Origin of the sequence: Novosphingobium sp. CF614, assembly GCF_900113255.1 — a bacterium.
GTDB lineage: Bacteria > Pseudomonadota > Alphaproteobacteria > Sphingomonadales > Sphingomonadaceae > Novosphingobium.
Genome location: NZ_FOOR01000006.1, coordinates 125,440 through 143,736, shown reverse-complemented (window position 1 = coordinate 143,736; position 18,297 = coordinate 125,440). Strand labels below are relative to the sequence as shown.

Below are 18,297 nucleotides of genomic sequence, written 5' to 3'. Positions count from 1 at the left end.
TCAGAACTCCAGCGGATCGAGCAACTCGACTTCGGGAAAATAGCTTTCGAAGCGCTTGCGGTCACTCGTAAGAATTGGCCAGCTTCGATTGGCAGCCTGCGCACCAATCATGAAATCAGGCAGGATTGTGGTTCGTGGTCCGCCATTCAGGCGATAGGCGCGAAAGGCCACGCTGGCTCGAAAGGCATCGCCGTTGTCGAACGGTTCGACTTTCAAGCCAAGCTCCGCAAGCCGATCTTCAAAGGCGGCAAGGCTGGGCGATCCTGACGCGGTTTCAGCGAAGATCACCGGGTTGATCGCCGGTGATCTTTGCGACGCCAGAAGAATGTAGCTCTGGATAATCTTCTCGCTGCGTTCGCCAATACCATGCAACACTTCGATGACGATATTCGAATCGACGATCATACTTCAGCCGGCGGCCCTCGCATCAGTTCAAGCCATTGCTCGCTCGTCATGCCCTCTGGCAACGCATTATCGGCGGCAAACTTGCGCCGCGCTTCGCGCACGCCCTCCTGCAAACGTTCCGCCCGCTCGGTGCGCCGGGCATCGTCGGTTGCCCGGCCCAGAAGGACGTCACCATTTGCGTCGAGCGTAAAACTCACCAGATCGCCCGCCTTCAACCCCAAGGCGTCACGGATCGCCTGCGGAATCGTCGCCTGGAATTTCCGGGTCAGGCGAGAACTATAGTGCTGTGGCGGGACATGGACGTTCATGACGAAATGGTATTACCTCCGCTTGGTATTACCGTCAATCATCATCCATTTCGACTTTAGCGACACCAAACCAGGCATGACCTGGTCCCAAGCATAGCCCATCTCACCACCACTTCGCCGGCCGCGCCGCGAACCCCGCGCGCTGCTCGATCGCGAGCCCGGCGTTCAGCACGCCCTGCTCGTCGAAAGCCCGGCCGATGATTTGCAGGCCCAGCGGCAATCCCTCGCGGTTGAGGCCGGCCGGAACCGACATGGCCGGCAGCCCGGCCAGCGAGGCCGGGACCGCGAAGACGTCGTTGAGGTACATCTTGAGCGGATCGTCGACGTTCTCGCCCAGCGCGAAGGCGGCGCTGGGGGTGGTGGGGGCCAGGATCACGTCGCAACTCTCGAAAGCGTTCCTGAAGTCCAGGCTAATGAGCGTGCGGACCTTCTGCGCCTGGGTATAATAGGCGTCGTAGAACCCCGCCGAGAGCACGTAAGTGCCGATCAGGATGCGGCGCTTGACTTCGGCGCCGAAACCGGCGGCGCGGGTGGCGGCGTACATGTCCTGCAGGTTCGCGCCCTCGGGCAGGTCGCGCAGGCCATAGCGCACGCCATCATAGCGCGCGAGGTTGGAGGAAGCCTCCGCCGGGGCGATGATGTAGTAGGTCGGCAGCGCATACCGGGTGTGCGGCAGCGAAATGTCGATGATCTCGGCGCCGGCGTCCTTCAGCCAGGCGATGCCGTCGTCCCACGATCCGGCGACATCCTCGTCGAGGCCGTCGACGCGGTATTCGCGCGGGATGCCGACCTTCTTGCCCTTCATGTCGGCCGAAAGGTTCGCTTCCCATGCCGGCACCGGCAAGTCCAGGCTGGTCGAATCCTTGGGATCGAACCCGGCCATCGCCTCCAGCATGATCGCGCAGTCGCGGGTATCGCGCGCCATCGCGCCGGCCTGGTCGAGCGAACTGGCGAAGGCGATGATGCCCCAGCGCGAGCAGCGCCCGTATGTCGGCTTGATGCCGGTGATGCCGGTGAAGGCGGCGGGCTGGCGGATCGAGCCGCCGGTGTCGGTGCCGGTCGCGGCCGGGCACAGCCGCGCCGAGACCGCCGCCGAGGAACCGCCCGAGGATCCGCCGGGCGCGAGCGGAGCCCAGTTCTTCCCATTTTCCGCGCCGCCGTCGCTACGCCGCCAGGGCGAGACGACATTGCCGAAATAGCTCGTCTCGTTCGAGGAACCCATCGCGAACTGATCGAGGTTGAGCTTGCCGAGCATGCCGCACCCCGCGTCCCACAGCTTCTGCGAGACGGTCGATTCGTACTGCGGCTTGAAACCTTCCAGGATATGGCTTGCGGCGGAAGTCTGCACGCCGATCGTGGCGAACAGATCCTTCATGCCGATCGGCACGCCGCCCATCTTGCCCAGCGGCTCGCCCCTGGCGCGTTTCGCGTCGATCGCCCGGGCGGCCTCGATCGCGGCCTCGGGAGTGGCGACGATGAAGGCGTTGAGCGCGTCCTGCGCGGCGGCGACATTGGCGTTGAACGCCTCGGCCACTTCGATGGCGGTGAAAGCGCCGCCGGCAACGCCATCGCGGATCGCGGCCACGCCAAGTTCGGTAAGGTCAGTCATGCTGTGGTCCAGCCATTGTGTGCCGCATGCCCTTCGACAGGCCCGGGGCGAGCGGGGAGAGTTTTGATTTCGTCATCGCCGCGATCAAAGGGGCCCGACCGCGCTTATCCTGAGCTTGTCGAAGGATCATTCGATCACCTTGGGCACGCCGAAGAACCCGTGCTCGGCGGCCGGCGCGTTGGCCAGCACTTTGTCGCGAATGCCGCCGCCGGTAAGCGGGTCGGCATCGATCACGTCCTGGCGCAGGCGCAGCGTGTTGGGGATCACGGCGGTCATCGGCTCGACGCCGGAAACATCGACTTCGCCGAGTTGTTCGACCCAGGCGAGAATGCCGTTGAGTTCGGGCACCATCGCCTCAAGCTCCTGCTCGCTCACCTTGATGCGGGCGAGGCTGGCGATCCTGGCCACGGTTGCGGTATCGACCGACATGGCTGTTCCTCAATGATCGTGAGGCCGAAGCGCGGCCCCCACACTTTACGGACTTTGCGTTTCCTACCGAAGGCGGACGCCGGGCGCCAGCGGGGCCCGGCGCGGGCGATCAGGGCTGGACCGGCGCCTCTCCGGCCGGGGCTTGCGCCCCCGGCGCGCCCTGGGACTGCATCTGCATCTGTTGCAGCTGCTGCATGATGCGCTGCTGCTGCTCGATCTCGGCGCGACTCTTGAAGTCGAGCAGGTCGATCTCGAAGGTCAGGTCGGTATTCGCCGGAATATCGCCAACCGCCTTGTCGCCATAGGCGAGCTGCGAGGGAATCTCGACCTTGTACTTGCCGCCGCGCTGCATCTTCACGAGCGCCTTCGAGAAACCGGGGACCACTTCGCCCAGCGCCATCGGCACCTGCTGGGCCTGGTCGAACACCTTGCCGTTGGGCAGCGTGCCCTTGTAGTTAATCAAGACCACGTCCTCCATCGTCGGCGACTCGCCCGATCCGGCGGTCAGCGTCTCGACATGGACGGCGGGCGGCATGGCGGCATAGGCGATGCCGCCGGCGGCCAGCGCGATCGCGGCCACGCCAAGCCAGATCTTGGTCAGCGAGCCCTTGGCGATCGGTTGCAGCGGGACGCGGGTGATCTCTGTCATCGTCTATCGGCCTCGTAGTCGGAATTTCGCGCCTTGCGGATACACGAAGGGCGCGGATGGAATTTCCGCGCCCTCATGGCTGAAGCGGGGCCCGCGTTCAAGTGGAACCCGCTGCTGGCCCGTCTTCCGCTCCTGTCTTCCGCGCGGGAGCGCGGAGAACCAGCCTACTTGGCGCCGTCGCGCTCCAGGCGCTTGCGCTCAAGCTTGCGGGCGCGGCGCACGGCCGCGGCCTTTTCGCGGGCGCGCTTCTCGGAAGGCTTTTCGTAGTGACGGCGCAGCTTCATCTCGCGGTAGACACCTTCGCGCTGCAGCTTCTTCTTGAGCGCACGAAGAGCCTGGTCGACATTGTTGTCGCGAACGAGAATCTGCATAAACCGACTTACCTCACAATTCGAAGGCGCGAGCCCCGCATTCCGACGCGGGGAACACCTCACAAGAAACACGAAACCTTCGCATGAAATACGAAAGGGCGCCGAATCCCCATCGGGATCGGCTCGAAGTTGGGGGCCGCTAGCATCGGGAGAACAAAAAGGCAAGCCACCTCGCCAGTGAACTTCTCGCCAGTGAACTTGCGCTCCGAACTCACCCGATGCTTACGCTGAAACCTCGCGCCTGGATACTTGTTCCGCGCAGGAGAAATCCGCACCCGCGCGGCTTTGTCCATTGAATGGCGCGAAGAACCCCAATTCCGAACGCCGGCGCGGTGCTCCGGCATCGCGGTCCCCGCCTCAGGCCAGTTGATCCACGATCAGGCCGCTGGTCGAGCGGGCGGTGCCGCTTGTCGAGGTGGTGTAAGTCGCATTGGCGGCAAGGCCGGCGCGCAAGTTCTCCACAAAGGCCTGGATCGAGGACAGCAAGGCATCGGCCGAAGTATCGGTATCGTCGCTGGCTGAGGTATTCGATTCATCGCCCGATGGCGGCGGGGGTGGCGGCGGTCCTCCGGGGCCTTGCGGTCCGCCGGGGCCGCCCATGCCTTGCAGGCCGGCCGTGCCCTCGACGCCGGCAACCGTGCTCCCTTCCGTGGAGGCGGCCATTTCCGGCGGCGGACCACCCGCCTGCGAGGGCCCTTGCGCGAACAGGTCCTGCAACTGTGCCGCCTGCTCTTCGGTGAGGGTTCCGGCGTCGACCTGATCGGAGATCAGCGAATCGATCCGGGCCTTCATCTGCGAGGGATCGAGCCGGTCGGCCGAGCCGGTGGAACTCGATCCGAGAGTGCTGTCGATCGAATCGAGCGCGCTTTCGAGCGCCGCGGCGTCCGTTTCGCTGATCGAGCCAGCCTCGACGGCCGACGAGATCTTGTTGTCCATATCGGTGCGGGGATTGAATGGCGGACGCGGCGCGCCCGCCGAAGACATGACTTGCATTCTTCGGTCTCCATCGGGAGTTGGCGTCGCACCGTGGCCGTGGGTAACCGAACATGGCTGATATCGCGTCAACCCGGTCTACGCAAAGCACCGTATGCCGGCCGAATCTGGTGGAGATTTGGAAAACCGCGCGTTCGCCGCTAAGGCGGCCGGATGCCTCAACCAACTTTTCTTGCCGCTTCGCTCTATGTGGTGCTGGGCGGCGGCTTCGGCTCCTGGCTGCGCTTTCTGGTCGGCCGTGCCTGGACCGCCGCGCTTGGCCCGGTGCGGGCCGGCGAATTTCCCTACGGCACGCTGACCGTGAACGTCGTCGGGAGCCTGTCCATGGGCCTGCTGGTGGGATGGCTGGCCCGCTTCGGCAGCCACGGCGAGGGGACGCGGCTGCTGCTGGGAATCGGCGTGCTGGGCGGTTTCACCACGTTCTCCTCGTTCAGCCTGGACATCGTGGTGCTGGCGCAGCGCGGACAGCTGGGCCTTGCCGCCTTCTACACCGGTATTTCGGTGATCGCCGGCGTCACCAGCCTGTTCCTGGGGCTCCTGATGATGCGGAGCGTGGCATGAGCGCGGCGGTACGTCAGTTCACCGTCGGCAGCGACGACGACGGGGTGCGGCTGGACCGCTGGTTCAAGCGCCACCTGCCGCAAGTCGGCTTCGCGATGGTTTCGCGCTGGGCCCGGACCGGGCAACTGCGCGTCGATGGCAAGCGCGCCGATGTCGACACCCGGCTGGCGGCCGGACAAGTGCTGCGCGTCCCCCCGGGCGGAGAGGCGAAACCGGGCGGCAAGGCCGCCGCCCCCCGGCGCGCGCTGACCGAGGACGAACTGGAACGCGCCGATGCGATGGTGCTGACGCAGGACCGCGCGGCGATCGTGCTCAACAAGCCGCCGGGCCTCGCCACGCAGGGCGGCAGCGGCATGAAGGAGCACGTCGACGGCCTGCTCGATGCCTATGCCCCCAGTGGGCCCAGGCCCCGGCTGGTCCACCGGCTCGACAAGGACACTTCGGGCGTGCTGCTGATCGCCCGCACGCCCGGCAGCGCCGCGTTCTTCTCCAAGCGCTTTTCCGGGCGTTCGGCCAGGAAGATCTACTGGGCGCTGGTGGTCGGCGTGCCTTCCATCGATGACGGCATGATCGAACTGCCGCTCGCCAAGCAGCCGGGCACCGGCGGCGAGAAGATGCATGTCGACGAGAAGGAGGGCCAGAGCGCCCGGACCCGCTATCGCGTGCTCGACCGCGCGGGCAACCGCGCCGCCTGGGTGGAACTGCATCCGCTTACAGGCCGCACCCACCAGCTTCGCGTCCATATGGCGGCGATCGGCCATCCGATCGTCGGGGACGGCAAGTACGGCGGCCAGGACGCGTTCCTGACGGGCACGATCAGCCGCAAGATGCACTTGCACGCGCGGCGCCTCATCATCGATCATCCGGACGGCACTCCGCTCGACGTCACCGCCCCCCTGCCCGAGCACTTCGCCAATTCGATGGTCTCGCTCGGCTTCGACGAGGCGGACGGCGCGCAGCTGCCCGATGCACCGCCGGAAGCCGGCAAGGAAGAACGCAAGAAAGCCGCCAAGGCCCACGCCAAGCAATACCGCAAGGAACGCCGGGGCGAGCGGCGCAAGCGCGGCGACGAGCCCTCCGCGCCGAAACCCGCCCGCGCCGCCCGCCCCGGCGTCGCTCGCCCCGGCGCCGCCCGCCCTGGCACGGGCCGTCCCGGTGCCTCGCGTCCCGGTGCCTCGCGTCCCGGCGCCGCTCGCAAGCCCGGCGGACCGCCCCCGAAGGGCCGGCGATGAAACTCGCGGTGTTCGATTGCGACGGCACGCTGATCGACGGCCAGGCTTCGATCTGCGAAGCGATGGAGGCCGCCTTCGCGGCTTTCGCGCTCCGTGCCCCGCCGCGCGGGACGATCCGCCGCGCCGTCGGCCTGTCGCTGCCCCAGGCGATTCACCAGCTCCTGCCCGACAGCGACGAGCAACAGCAGCACGCCGTCGCCGAAGCCTATAAGGAGGCCTTCCGCACCGCGCGGAACGAGGGCCGCCTTTCCCAGCCGCTGTTCCCCGGCATCGAGGACACCCTGCGCGCGCTGCACGGGGCCGGCTGGACGCTGGGCGTCGCCACCGGCATGTCCGACCGGGGGCTGACCCATTGCCTGGCCGCCAACGGCGTGACCGGGCTTTTCGTCACGCTCCAGACCGCCGATCGCCACCCTTCCAAGCCGCACCCGGCGATGCTGGAGGAAGCATTGGCCGAAGCCGGCGCGCTGCCCGGCGAAACGGTGATGATCGGCGACACCGCTTACGACATGCAGATGGCGGTCAGCGCCGGCACCCGCGCCGTGGGCGTCGACTGGGGCTATCACCACCCGCGCGAACTCGCGGCGGCCGGGGCCGAGGCGGTCGTCGAGACGCCCGGCGAGCTGCTGGAATACCTGCTGCGATGAGCGACCGCGATCCTGCCGCCGCGCGCTTCGCCGCGATCCAGGTCACGCGCCTGATGGGCGCGGCCTGCGTGATCGCCGGCATGCTCGTCGTCGCCCGCCGTCTGCTGCCGGAACTGCCCGAATGGGCTGGCTATGTGCTCATCGCCATCGGCCTGGTCGATACCTTCGTCATCCCGCCGATCCTCATCCGCAAGTGGCGCAGCCCGAAATGAAGCGTTTCTACAAGGACGTAACGGTCGAGCCGGCCGATGGCGGCTGGCGCGTCCTGCTGGACGGGCGCGGCGTCAAGACAGCCGGCGGACGAGCGCAAATAGTGCCGACATGGGCGCTGGCGGAGGCACTGGCGGCGGAATGGGCCGGCCAGGGCGAAAAGATCGACGCAGCCGGGTTTCGCTGCCGCGACCTTGCCGATTTCGCCATCGATGCCGTCGCCACCGCCCGGGCGCAAGTGATCGCCGAACTGCTGCCCTACGCCGAGACCGACACGCTGTGCTACCGCGCCGACCCGGAGGACGCGCTCTACAAACGCCAGATCGCGGTCTGGGAGCCGCTGCTGGCCGGGATCGAGGCGCGGCTGGGCGTCCGGTTCGCGCGCGTATCGGGGATCGTCCATCGGCCGCAGCCCGAAGCGACGCTGGCGCGGCTGCGACAGGAACTGGAGCGCGAAAGCCCCTTCGCCCTGGCGGCGCTCAGGATGCTCGCCAGCCTTGCCGCTTCGCTGACCATCGCGATCGAGGCGATCCGTCCCGGCGCCGACGCGGAAATCCTGTGGCGCGCCGCCGAGCTGGAAGCCGACTGGCAGGTCGAGCTGTGGGGAGAGGACTGGCAGGCGGCCGAGAACCGCGCCGCGCGTTTCGAGGCTTTCCGGCTGGCGATGCGGCTGGCGGAGCTTTCCCGGCCGGCATGAAGCTGGTCTCCGGCCGCAAGGGTTTCGGGCGGCACGGCGCCGTGCTCATGACGCCAAAAGCCCGCCCCGGCGGAACCGGGGCGGGCTTCCTGGCAGGGCGGGAAGGCAAAGCCCCCCGCCCGTCCTTCTTGAGATCAGAACTTCATGCCGAGCGCGATGATGCCGTCGTTACGGCTGAAATCGGCTTCGTAGTTCGAGTAACGGTACTCGGCCTTCACGAACAGGCTGTCGCTGAGGTCGTACTGGAAACCCGCGCCCAGGCGCACGCCGTCGGCGTTGGCGGAGGCGGCACTGAACGTCTCGCCATCGTCATAGGTCACGCGAAGGCGGGCATTGGTGTAGCCGGCGAGCACGTAGAGCTTGCTCTTGGCGCCGACCGAGGTGCCGAGGCGGACGACGGCGGACAGGTCGCGGCCGGTCTTCGCGCAGAGGCGATCACCCTCGACCTCGACGTCGCTCGCGCATTCCTTGACGGTGCTGTCCGCAGCGGTGCCCTGGATGCCGACGAACATGCCGCCCGAGATCGGCAGGTCGTAACCGGCCGAAACGCCGTAGGCGACGCCTTCATCCGATTCACCGTCGACGGAGATGGAATCGAGGCCCGTCTCAACCTGGACGTAAGCCTGGGCATTGGCGGCGGCGGGGATGGCGAACAGCGCGGCGGCGGTGCCGGCGACGATGAACTTCTTCATGATAACTCCTGCATGTTCTTTGTCTCTACCGCGCCGTTTCCGGCGGCGGGGAATGGCCCCATACAAGCGAGGAGTGTTCAGTCAAACCGATAGGTAGAAGAAAAATGAAACAAAAGCGCCATTGTTGCATTGCTACAACAGCGACTGAGCGCACCTGACTTCGAGTGTATTGGGTTTGCGCCGTTTCAATCGATGTCAGTACGTTCGAGCGGACATATCGGGAAATATTTTAGTATTTCTCCCTTTACTATCGCCGCCCCGGTTCCCATGTGCGGCGTTCATCCGGTCAATCGCCCTTCACCCAATCGGCCACTTGCCGCGCGACATCGTTGGCCGCCTGGTTGAGCGCGGGGCCGACCGCATTGGCCTTGGGCTCGACGCCGTTCACGATCGCCTCGAAACGCTTCGTGGAGATTTCGGCGTCGCCCGCCCGGCTGCCGCGCATCGCGTCGAAACGCACGACCACCGCGCTCTTCTGCACGTCATAGCCCATCTGCAACAGGCGTCCTCCAACCTGCGTCTTGCCGGTGACTTCGAAGTCGCCGCCTTCCACCACCAGCTTGCCGGTCCGGGCCCGGATGGTCTCGGCCAGCAGCGAGCGGAACTGGCGCGCGGGCTTTTCGACCCAGGCGGCATCCTTGAGATAGGCCAGCCGCGCGGCATCGACGCGCACCGGCACGCGCAGCACGTCCAGGCTGCGATCGGCCTCGGGATCGAGCACCACGAGCGCATCGCCCAGTTGCCCGCTCGCCGTCGCACCGGCCGGAGCGGTTTCCTCGGGTGTCAGGCGGAAGAGCTCTTCCGGTGCCTTCCCGCCAATGCTGACGCACCCCGCAAGGGCAAGGCACGCCGCCACCGCCAGCAGGCCGCTGCGAATACCCGCATTGCGAAAGGACCTCATCGTTTTTCCCATAGTGGCCCCAATCATGGCTTGTAGTCCGGCAATCTCTGGCCCTTCAGCAGGGCTCCGGCGCCCTGTTCGTCGATCTTCTCGGTAACGTTGCGCAGCGCCTTGCTGGTCGCGCGCAAATCGCGAATCGCGGCCTCGGCGGCGGGCAGCGTCTGCCCGGAGACACGGTCCAGCGCCGGCTGCGCGTGCTGCATCGTCTTGTCGAGCTGGTCCATCGATTTCTGCGCTGATGCCAGCGTCTGGCGCAGCTGCGCCGCCAGCGAATTGCCTTCGCTGCCCAGCAGATCGTTCGCCTTGGCGGCAACGCCCTGGAACTCGGCCAGCGTCAGGGTCGCCTGGTCGAGCGTGCCCTGCAGTTCCAGCAGGGTCTTGCGCATTTCCGGCGTCGCGGCGGAAAGGTCGCGCGTCATCTTGTCGGTATTGCGCAGGATTCCCGTGATCGAGCGGCGGTTCTCCTCGGACAGCAGCAGGTTCAGGCTCTCCGTCAGGGTCGCGAGCCGCTCCATCAGCAGCGGCGCGTTCGCCAGAACTTCGCTGAAGGCGCCGGGCTTGGTGGGGATGACCGGCACGCCTTCCGGCCCCGGCTCCACGATCAGCGGCGCCCCTTTCTTCGCGCCGTCGAGCTGGATGTCGGAAACGCCGGTGAAACTGCCCTGGATGGTCGCCGCGGTGCCCACCGTGATCGGCACCTTCTTGTCCACCTTGACGCGCACGCGCACGAAGCTGGGGTCCCGCGGCCACAGCTCGATCTGCGAGATCTGGCCCACCGGCACGCCCGCATAGGACACTTCCGATCCCTTCGCGAGGCCGTCCACCGATTGCTTGAAGAAGATGTCGTACTCGCTCTGGGCGCCCTCGCCCAGCCGCGCGATCCAGATGACGAACGCCGCCAGCGCCGCCAGCAGCACCAGCGTGACGGCTCCTACCCAGACGTGATTGGCCCGTGTTTCCATGCCGTAAGCTATGCCCCCGTGTTGCCGGCGCTGTCCACACCGGCCGGCTGCGTTGGTTCCTCGGCGGTCCGCCGGATGGGCCGGTCCACCATCACGCGCGGATCGCCCTTGGCCACCAGCGCCGCCCGGCCGCGCGGACCGTTGAAGTATTGCTGAATCCACGGATGGTCGAGCGCGAGCAGTTCCGGGATCGTGCCCACCGCGATCACGTGCCCGTCCGCCAGCACGGCCACCCGGTCGCAGATCGCGTGGAGCGTGTCGAGATCATGGGTAATCAGGAACACCGTCAGCCCCAGCGTCTCCTTGAGCTCGCGGGTCAAGGCATCGAAGGCGGCGGCCGAGATCGGATCGAGGCCGGCGGTCGGCTCGTCGAGGAACAGCAGCTCCGGATCGAGCGCCAGCGCGCGCGCCAGCCCGGCGCGCTTCCTCATGCCGCCCGACAGCTCGCTGGGATACTTGAACGCGGCTTCCTCCGGCAGGCCCGAGAGGCGCACCTTGAAGCGGGCGATTTCCCCGCGCAGGCCGTCGGAAAGTTCGGGATAGAACTGCCTGAGCGGCACTTCGACATTCTCGCCCACGGTCAGCGTGGAAAACAGCGCGCCGCCCTGGAACAGCACGCCCCAGCGCGAGCGCAAGTCCACGCCGTCATCCTCTTCCGCCTCGCCGATATGGTGGCCCAGCACGCAGATCCGCCCCGCGGCCGGGTGCTGCAGGCCAATGATCGCGCGCATCAGCACCGACTTGCCGGTGCCCGAGCCGCCGACCACGCCCAGGATTTCCCCCTTGCGGACTTTCAGCGAGAGATCGTCATGGATCACGTGCTCGCCGAAGGCCGTGCGCAGCCCTTCGACCACGATCGGATATTCGCCGTGATAATCGTCGGAAAGATCGGTCATTTCCAGCCGATCTCCGTGAAGAAGATCGCGAAGAAGGCATCGAGCACGATCACCGTGAAGATCGCCGTGACCACCGCCTGGGTGGTGCGCTTGCCCACTTCCTCGGCGCTTCCGGACACCTGCATGCCCTGGTAGCAGCCGGCCAGCGCCACGATCAGCGCGAAGACCGGGGCCTTGACCAGGCCGACCCACACGTCGGTGAGCGGCACCACTTCCTGTGTGCGCTGGAGGAAGGTCCAGAACGGGATGTCGAGCGCGATGGTGGAGATGAAGGCGCCGCCGATGATTGCCAGCACCGCCGAATAGAAACCCAGCAGCGGCATCATCACCATCGAGGCCAGCACGCGCGGCACCACCAGCGCCTCCATCGGCGAGACGCCGATCGTGCGCATGGCGTCGACCTCCTCGGTCAGCTTCATCGTGCCGATCTGCGCCGCGAAGGCGGAGCCGGAACGGCCGGCGACCATGATCGAGGTCATCAGGATGCCCAGCTCGCGCATGGCGAGGCGGCCGGTGAGGTTGATCGTGTAGATCTCCGCCCCGAACTGCTGAAGCTGCACCGCGCCCTGCTGGGCGATGACGATGCCGATCAGGAAGCTCATCAGGCCGATGATCCACAGCGAGTTGACCCCCACGTACTGCATGTGGTGGACCAGCGCGGTGCCCCTGAGGCGCGAGGGATGCCGCGCGATCGTGCCGAAGCCGACGACCAGTTCGCCCAGGAACGCGACCGACTTCAAGAAGCCGCGCCCCCAGCCGGTCACCAGGTCGCCGAACTCCGCCAGGGTGCGCAGCAGCAATGGCGGGGCCGGCTCGGGCTCCGCCTCGTGCGCGGCCATGTCGCCGATCGCGCCGAACAGACGGTGCGCCTGTTCGCTCTGGCCCACGATCGAAAGGCCATGTTCGCGCGCGTAGTGGGCGACGAGCCAGGCGCCGGTGGTGTCGATATCGGTGACGCCCGAGATGTCGATGCACGCGAAATTGCCGTCGAGCGCGGCCAGTCGGACATCGAGATCGCCGAGCGAATACACGCGCAGATGGCCTTTGAGCGCCAGTCTGGGGACGCCGCCATCGTCGCTTTCCGACAAGGTGAATTCAGCCCATTCCCGCATTTGCGCTCGTATTGAGGGAAAATCCGTGGACCGGCAAGGGGTTCCGCCGATGCGACGAATTGTGTGACGTCCCTGCCATGGCAGGTCCTTGCGGCAAAACCGTGGCAGTCCCGCCTTGCGCGCGAACCCGGGCACTGGCAAAGCGCCCGCGCCATGACCGACAACACGCCTGAAGCCGCCCTCGACAAGACTTTCGACCCCGCCCGGATCGAGGCGAAGTGGTACGCCCACTGGGAAACCGGCGGCCTGTTCCGCCCGGATCGGCCGGACGCGCAGCCCTTCACCATCGTCAACCCGCCGCCGAACGTGACCGGTTCGCTGCATGTCGGCCACGCGCTCGACAACACCTTGCAGGACGTGGTGATCCGCTACGAGCGCCTGCGCGGCAAGGACGCGCTGTGGGTGGTGGGCACCGACCACGCCGGCATCGCCACGCAGATGGTGGTCGAACGCCAGCTGGAGGAGCGGCAGGACAAGCGCACCAATTACACGCGCGACGAATTCGTGAAGAAAGTGTGGGAATGGAAGGCGGAGAGCGGCGGGGCGATCACCCGCCAGCTGCGCCGCCTGGGCTGCTCGATGGACTGGAGTCGCGAGCAGTTCACCATGGACCCGCACTTCACCAGGGCAGTGGTGAAGGTCTTCGTCGACCTCCACCGGGAGGGCCTGATCTACCGCGACAAGCGGCTGGTGAACTGGGACCCCAGGCTCAAGACCGCGATCAGCGATGTCGAAGTGGAAACGCGCGAGGTCAGCGGATCGTTCTGGCACTTCAAGTACCCGCTCAGCGACGGTTCGGGCCACATCTCGGTCGCCACCACCCGGCCCGAGACGATGCTGGCCGACATGGCGGTGGCGGTGAATCCGGCGGACGCGCGCTACAAGCCGCTGATCGAGCGCGGCGCCACCGTGACGCTGCCGATCACCGGGCGCGAGATCCCCATCGTCGCCGACGAGCACGCCGATCCGGAACTCGGCTCGGGCGCGGTGAAGATCACGCCTGGGCATGACTTCAACGATTTCGAGGTGGGCAAGCGCGCCGGGTTCAAGCCGGCGCAGATGCTCAACATGCTCGATGCCGAGGCGCGCGTGTGCCAGACGGCGGACCGGCTGATCCCGGCCGAGCTGATCGGGCTGGACCGCTACGAGGCACGCGCGCGCGTGGTCGAGCTGATGGACAATGACGGCCTGCTGGAGAAAGTCGAGGAACGCGTCATCCCCACGCCCTATGGCGACCGCGGCGGCGTGGTGATCGAACCCTGGCTGACCGACCAATGGTATGTCGATGCCAAGGCGCTGGCCAGGGCCCCGATCGAGGCGGTGCGCGCGGGCGCCATCGAGATCGTGCCGAAGGCCTGGGAGAAGACCTTCTTCAACTGGATGGAGAACATCCAGCCCTGGTGCGTTTCCCGCCAGCTCTGGTGGGGGCACCGGATTCCGGCCTGGTACGGCCCGAAGATCATCCCCTACGGCGGCCACCAGAAGGACCCCCGGCTCGAAACCTACTTCTACGCCCCGGACGAGCGCGAGATCTTCGTCGCCGAGAGCGAGGAAGCCGCGATCGCGCTGGCCAGTGAGCACTATGCCGCCTACCTGCCCGAAGGCGGCATGGTGCCCGTCCACCCCAGCTACGACGCGGTGGCGACCGATCCCCTGCCCTCGATCACCCGCGACCCGGACGTGCTGGACACCTGGTTCTCCTCCGCCCTCTGGCCCTTCGCCACCCTGGGCTGGCCGGAAAGCGAAAATCCTCCCCGTGTCGGGGAGGATTTGCTTTCGCGCCATTACCCCAACGACCTGCTCATCTCGGGCTTCGACATCCTGTTCTACTGGGACGCGCGGATGGCGATGCAGGGCCTGCACTTCATGAAGCAGGTGCCGTGGAAGCGGCTCTACCTGCACGGGCTGGTGCGCGCGGCGGACGGGCAGAAGATGTCCAAGTCCAAGGGCAACGTCGTCGACCCCCTCGGGATGATCGACAAGTACGGCGCCGACGCGCTGCGCTTCTTCATGGCCGCCATGGAAAGCCAGGGCCGCGACGTGAAGATGGACGAGAAGCGCGTCGAGGGTTACCGCAACTTCGCCACCAAGCTGTGGAACGCGGCGCGTTTCTGCCAGTCCAACGGCATCGGCGCCAGCACCTCGATTGCCGCGCCGGAAGCAAGGCTGGCGGTCAACAAGTGGATCATCGGCGAAGTGGTGGAAACCGTCGCGGCGCTCGACAAGGCCCTGGCCGAACTGCGCTTCGACGCGGCCGCCAACGCGATCTACCATTTCGTGTGGGATCAGTTCTGCGACTGGTATCTGGAACTGATTAAGCCGGTGCTCAATCCTCCCCGGGACGGGGAGGTGGCAGCGCGAAGCGCTGACGGAGGGGATTCGCGCCCCGACACGGCCGCGGGTGAGGACGCCAATCCCCTCCACCACCCTGCGGGCGGTCCCCCTCCCCGTGCCGGGGAGGATGAAACGCGCGCCGTCGCCGGCTGGGTGCTCGACCAGATCCTGGTCATGCTCCATCCGTTCATGCCGTTCGTCACCGAAGAGCTGTGGAGCAAGCTGGGCGAGCGGCCTTACGAGCTGATCGTGGCCAAGTGGCCGCAGCCGGTGAACAACGTCACGCTGAACGCCGGAGTTCATCGGATCGATGCCGACGCGCGCGACGAAATGCAGTGGATCATCGAGGCGATCTCGAACTTGCGGGCAACGAAGAACGAAGTGGGTATCGCACCGGGCCAGCGCCTGGTCGGCTATGTCGAGGAATCGGCTCCGATCGTGGGCAAGTACTTGGCAAATGGCGGCCACTATTTTGACCGCGTAGGCCGCATCAACATACGATATCCCGACAAGGCGCTCGAAGGCAGCGCACTTCGAATTTCGATTCCTTCGGCAACGCTGGTCATCCCCCTCGAAGGCGTGATCGATATCGCCGCCGAAAAGGCCCGCCTCGAAAAGGCGCTGGCCGCATCGCAAAAGGAACGCGGCGCCCTCGCCAAGCGGCTCGAGAACCCGGCTTTCGTGGAAAAGGCCAAGCCCGAGGCGGTCGAGAAGGCGCGGGCGGACCATGCCATGCACGCGGCGGAAGCCGAGCGGCTGGCCGCGGCGCTCAAGCGGCTGGGATAATCCTCCCCGGAATGGGGAGGGGAACCGGCCGCGCAGCGGATAGTGGAGGGGGGACTCGCGTCCTCTCGCGCCGTTTGCCTTGAACAGAGTCCCCTCCCGGCCAGGAGAAGAATTTTCAATTTTCCTACATCCCCGCTCTCTGTCACTGTCGAATCATGACCACGATACCAGTCAACTTTCGGACGGCTCCGGCAGCCCGGCGCAACCGCCGGCGGGTGACATTCTGACGCCCCCATGCTGACCCTGGCCACCACCACTCCGGGCGAACCCGAAATCTTCGCCTCGCTGCAAGGCGAAGGGCCGTCCATCGGGCGGCCGAGCACGTTCGTGCGGCTTTCGCGCTGCAATCTCGCCTGCCAGTGGTGCGACACTGCCTATACCTGGCGCTTCGACGGCGACAACCGCCCCCACCGCGACGATCTGGCCTTCGCGCGCCAGGCCAACCAACTCGCCCTGGAAGAAGCGGACGTCGCCGCCCGCGTGGCCGCCCTGCCCCCGGATCGCCTGGTGATAACCGGGGGTGAACCGCTGCTGCAGGGCGCGGCGCTGGCCCGCATGGTGGCGGCTCTGGAAACCGCGCGCGCCGGCATGCATGTGGAGATCGAGACCAACGGCACCGTCGCCCCGCATGCCGCGCTCGATCCGCTGGTGGATCAGTACAATGTCAGCCCCAAGCTGGCGCATAGCGGCAATCCGGCCGAGCTGGCGCTGCCGCCCGAGCGGCTGGACGCCTGGGCGGCCGATCCCCGCGCCTTCTTCAAGTTCGTGATCGCCGATCCCGCCGACCTGGGCGAAGTGCAGGGGCTGCGCCGCCGCCATGCGATCATGCCCGATCGCCTGTTCCTGATGCCGGAAGGCCGCTCCGCCAATGTCCTGCGGGAACGGTCCGGCTGGCTCGCCGAAATCTGTGCCCAGAACGGATTTCGCTTCACCGACCGCTTGCACATCCATCTCTGGGGCGACACGAGGGGAACATGAACGAGGCTTCCCCCATCCCCGTCGGCGAACAATCCACGATCGAGATCGAGACTGCGCCGCGCCCGGCGATCAAGGGCGATCTGACGCAGGGCCCGATCCTGAAGACATTGATCTTGTTCGCGGTGCCGATGCTGCTGTCCAACGTGCTGCAGACGCTCAACGGCTCGATCAACGCGATCTGGGTCGGCCGGCTGCTGGGCGAAAGCGCGCTGGCGGCGACCGCCAACGCCAATGTCGTGATGTTCCTGCTCTACGCCGCGATCTTCGGCTTCGGCATGGCGACCACGGTGCGCGTCGGGCAGCATTTCGGCGCGGGTGATATCGACGCCGCGCGCCGCATGTTCGGCTCGGGCACCGGCTTCTGCTTCGGCCTGTCGCTGGTGGTCGCCGCGCTGGGGGGGATCTACACCCCTGCCCTGCTGGACGCGCTGGGCACGCCGGAGGCCAGCAAGATCGAGGCGCTGAGCTATCTGCGCGTGATCTTCATCACGATACCGCTGGGCAGCGTCAACATGATGATCTCCATGGCCATGCGCGGCGCCGGCGATTCCAAGACGCCAATGTACGCGATGATCCTGGCGGTCGCGATCGACGTCTGCTTCAACCCGCTGCTCATCATGGGCGTGGGCCCGCTGCCGCGCCTGGGCATCACCGGCTCGGCGATCGCCACCGCCTGCGCCAACGTCACCGGCATGGTCTACCAGATCTGGCGGATTTACCAGCAGGACCTGCCGATGCGCCTGCGCGGGCACGAACTGCGCTATGCCGTGCCGCGCAGCGCGGAACTGCGCTACGTGCTGGCCAAGGGCCTGCCGATGGGCGCGCAGCTGCTGCTGGCTTCCTCGGCCGGGCTCATCATGATCGGCCTCGTCAACCGCGTGGGGCTCGACGCGGCGGCGGCTTACGGCGCCTCGCTGCAACTGTGGAACTATTTGCAGATGCCGGCGATGGCGTTCGGATCGGCGGTCAGCGCGATGGTGGCGCAGGCGCTGGGCGCGGGGGATCACGCCCGGGTCCACCGCGTCACGCATGTCGGCATGGGCGCCAACCTGGGGTTCTCGGCGGTCATGGCGACGCTGATCGTGGTGTTCGACCGGCCGCTGCTGGCCCTGTTCCTGGGCGGCGACAGCCCCGCCATGCCGATCGCCGAGCATATCCAGCTGGTCTGCACGGCTTCCTTCGTGATCGTCTCGATCACCATGATCCTCACCAGCACGATGCGCGCTTACGGCTCGGTGATGCCGGCGCTGATAATCATGTTCCTGGGGCTCTACCCGGTCCGCCTGGGGTTCTACTGGCTGGCCGAACCGATGATCGGCAGCGAGGCGGTGTGGTGGTCCTATCCGGTCGCCTCGACGCTGACGGTGGCACTGACGGTCCTCTACTACCGCTTCGGCCGCTGGCGCGCGGCATTCGGGACGTGAGGATTCCCCGGAACGGGGAGGTGGCAGTCACAGGCTGACGGAGGGGGAGCCGCGTGCTCGCGCGGCGTCGCACCGTGGCGAGAGTCCCCTCCACCACCCGC

Annotated in this window: 20 protein-coding genes; 8 read left to right on the top strand and 12 right to left on the bottom strand. The window is 66.7% G+C overall.

Features of this window, described 5'->3' with window-relative positions:
* From BM052_RS09325 to BM052_RS09290, 7 genes are all read right to left on the bottom strand, one after another.
* A complete protein-coding gene (locus BM052_RS09325; protein WP_091145887.1) occupies positions 1–405 on the bottom strand; it encodes a type II toxin-antitoxin system VapC family toxin in 405 nt (134 codons plus the stop codon).
* Positions 402–713, bottom strand: a complete 312-nt coding sequence (locus BM052_RS09320; protein WP_091145886.1) for an AbrB/MazE/SpoVT family DNA-binding domain-containing protein — start codon at positions 711–713, stop codon at positions 402–404. The genes BM052_RS09325 and BM052_RS09320 overlap by 4 nt, the downstream gene beginning before the upstream one ends.
* 103 nt (positions 714–816) lie before the next feature.
* A complete protein-coding gene (gene gatA, locus BM052_RS09315; RefSeq protein ID WP_091145883.1) occupies positions 817–2,322 on the bottom strand; it encodes an Asp-tRNA(Asn)/Glu-tRNA(Gln) amidotransferase subunit GatA in 1,506 nt (501 codons plus the stop codon).
* 126 nt (positions 2,323–2,448) lie between these two features.
* Positions 2,449–2,751, bottom strand: a complete 303-nt coding sequence (gene gatC, locus BM052_RS09310) for an Asp-tRNA(Asn)/Glu-tRNA(Gln) amidotransferase subunit GatC (protein WP_091145882.1) — start codon at positions 2,749–2,751, stop codon at positions 2,449–2,451.
* Positions 2,752–2,860: 109 nt separating this feature from the next.
* The gene (locus BM052_RS09305; RefSeq protein ID WP_091145880.1) at positions 2,861–3,400 is read right to left on the bottom strand and encodes an FKBP-type peptidyl-prolyl cis-trans isomerase; all 540 of its coding nucleotides are present in this window, start codon (positions 3,398–3,400) and stop codon (positions 2,861–2,863) included.
* Between the two features lie 164 nt (positions 3,401–3,564).
* Complete coding sequence (gene rpsU / locus BM052_RS09300) at positions 3,565–3,771, bottom strand: 30S ribosomal protein S21 (protein ID WP_091145878.1); 207 nt, start codon at positions 3,769–3,771, stop codon at positions 3,565–3,567.
* Between the two features lie 357 nt (positions 3,772–4,128).
* Positions 4,129–4,764: a hypothetical protein gene (locus tag BM052_RS09290; protein ID WP_091145871.1), complete on the bottom strand. Its 636-nt coding sequence runs from the start codon at positions 4,762–4,764 to the stop codon at positions 4,129–4,131.
* A 153-nt stretch (positions 4,765–4,917) separates the two neighbouring features.
* Between BM052_RS09290 and crcB the strand changes: the two genes are divergently transcribed.
* From crcB to BM052_RS09265, 5 genes are read left to right on the top strand one after another with little or no spacing between them, the layout of a single operon-like run.
* Positions 4,918–5,325, top strand: coding sequence for a fluoride efflux transporter CrcB (gene crcB / locus BM052_RS09285; protein WP_091145870.1), 408 nt, complete (start codon positions 4,918–4,920; stop codon positions 5,323–5,325).
* Positions 5,322–6,557, top strand: coding sequence for an RluA family pseudouridine synthase (locus BM052_RS09280; RefSeq protein ID WP_091145868.1), 1,236 nt, complete (start codon positions 5,322–5,324; stop codon positions 6,555–6,557). The genes crcB and BM052_RS09280 overlap by 4 nt, the downstream gene beginning before the upstream one ends.
* A complete protein-coding gene (locus tag BM052_RS09275; RefSeq protein WP_091145865.1) occupies positions 6,554–7,204 on the top strand; it encodes an HAD-IA family hydrolase in 651 nt (216 codons plus the stop codon). The genes BM052_RS09280 and BM052_RS09275 overlap by 4 nt, the downstream gene beginning before the upstream one ends.
* Positions 7,201–7,416 carry a hypothetical protein gene (locus BM052_RS09270; RefSeq protein ID WP_091145863.1) on the top strand — a complete coding sequence of 72 codons (216 nt, stop codon included), beginning with the start codon at positions 7,201–7,203 and terminating at the stop codon, positions 7,414–7,416. The genes BM052_RS09275 and BM052_RS09270 overlap by 4 nt, the downstream gene beginning before the upstream one ends.
* Positions 7,413–8,111, top strand: coding sequence for an ATP12 family chaperone protein (locus BM052_RS09265; protein ID WP_091145860.1), 699 nt, complete (start codon positions 7,413–7,415; stop codon positions 8,109–8,111). Before BM052_RS09270 ends, BM052_RS09265 begins: the two co-directional genes overlap by 4 nt.
* Positions 8,112–8,245: 134 nt before the next feature.
* Here the strand turns inward: BM052_RS09265 and BM052_RS09260 are convergent, their stop codons facing one another.
* The 5 genes from BM052_RS09260 to BM052_RS09240 all read right to left on the bottom strand — a co-directional run bounded on the left by BM052_RS09260 (position 8,246) and on the right by BM052_RS09240 (position 12,674).
* Positions 8,246–8,803 (bottom strand): outer membrane protein, encoded by a 558-nt coding sequence (locus BM052_RS09260; RefSeq protein WP_091145858.1) that lies wholly within the window; start codon positions 8,801–8,803, stop codon positions 8,246–8,248.
* A 286-nt stretch (positions 8,804–9,089) separates the two neighbouring features.
* A complete protein-coding gene (locus BM052_RS09255; protein ID WP_255406049.1) occupies positions 9,090–9,704 on the bottom strand; it encodes an ABC-type transport auxiliary lipoprotein family protein in 615 nt (204 codons plus the stop codon).
* 23 nt (positions 9,705–9,727) lie between these two features.
* Positions 9,728–10,666 carry an MlaD family protein gene (locus BM052_RS09250; RefSeq protein ID WP_091145854.1) on the bottom strand — a complete coding sequence of 313 codons (939 nt, stop codon included), beginning with the start codon at positions 10,664–10,666 and terminating at the stop codon, positions 9,728–9,730.
* Positions 10,667–10,674: 8 nt separating this feature from the next.
* Positions 10,675–11,562, bottom strand: a complete 888-nt coding sequence (locus BM052_RS09245) for an ABC transporter ATP-binding protein (RefSeq protein ID WP_091145852.1) — start codon at positions 11,560–11,562, stop codon at positions 10,675–10,677.
* Positions 11,559–12,674 carry an ABC transporter permease gene (locus tag BM052_RS09240; protein WP_091145850.1) on the bottom strand — a complete coding sequence of 372 codons (1,116 nt, stop codon included), beginning with the start codon at positions 12,672–12,674 and terminating at the stop codon, positions 11,559–11,561. Before BM052_RS09240 ends, BM052_RS09245 begins: the two co-directional genes overlap by 4 nt.
* A gap of 153 nt (positions 12,675–12,827) precedes the next feature.
* Here BM052_RS09240 and BM052_RS09235 point away from each other — a divergent pair, with 153 nt between their 5' ends.
* From BM052_RS09235 to BM052_RS09225, 3 genes are all read left to right on the top strand, one after another.
* The gene (locus BM052_RS09235) at positions 12,828–15,794 is read left to right on the top strand and encodes a valine--tRNA ligase (RefSeq protein WP_091145847.1); all 2,967 of its coding nucleotides are present in this window, start codon (positions 12,828–12,830) and stop codon (positions 15,792–15,794) included.
* 234 nt (positions 15,795–16,028) lie between these two features.
* Positions 16,029–16,772, top strand: a complete 744-nt coding sequence (locus BM052_RS09230; protein WP_091145846.1) for a 7-carboxy-7-deazaguanine synthase QueE — start codon at positions 16,029–16,031, stop codon at positions 16,770–16,772.
* Positions 16,769–18,196, top strand: coding sequence for an MATE family efflux transporter (locus BM052_RS09225; RefSeq protein WP_091145843.1), 1,428 nt, complete (start codon positions 16,769–16,771; stop codon positions 18,194–18,196). Before BM052_RS09230 ends, BM052_RS09225 begins: the two co-directional genes overlap by 4 nt.
* The last annotated feature ends 101 nt before the right edge of the window (positions 18,197–18,297 follow it).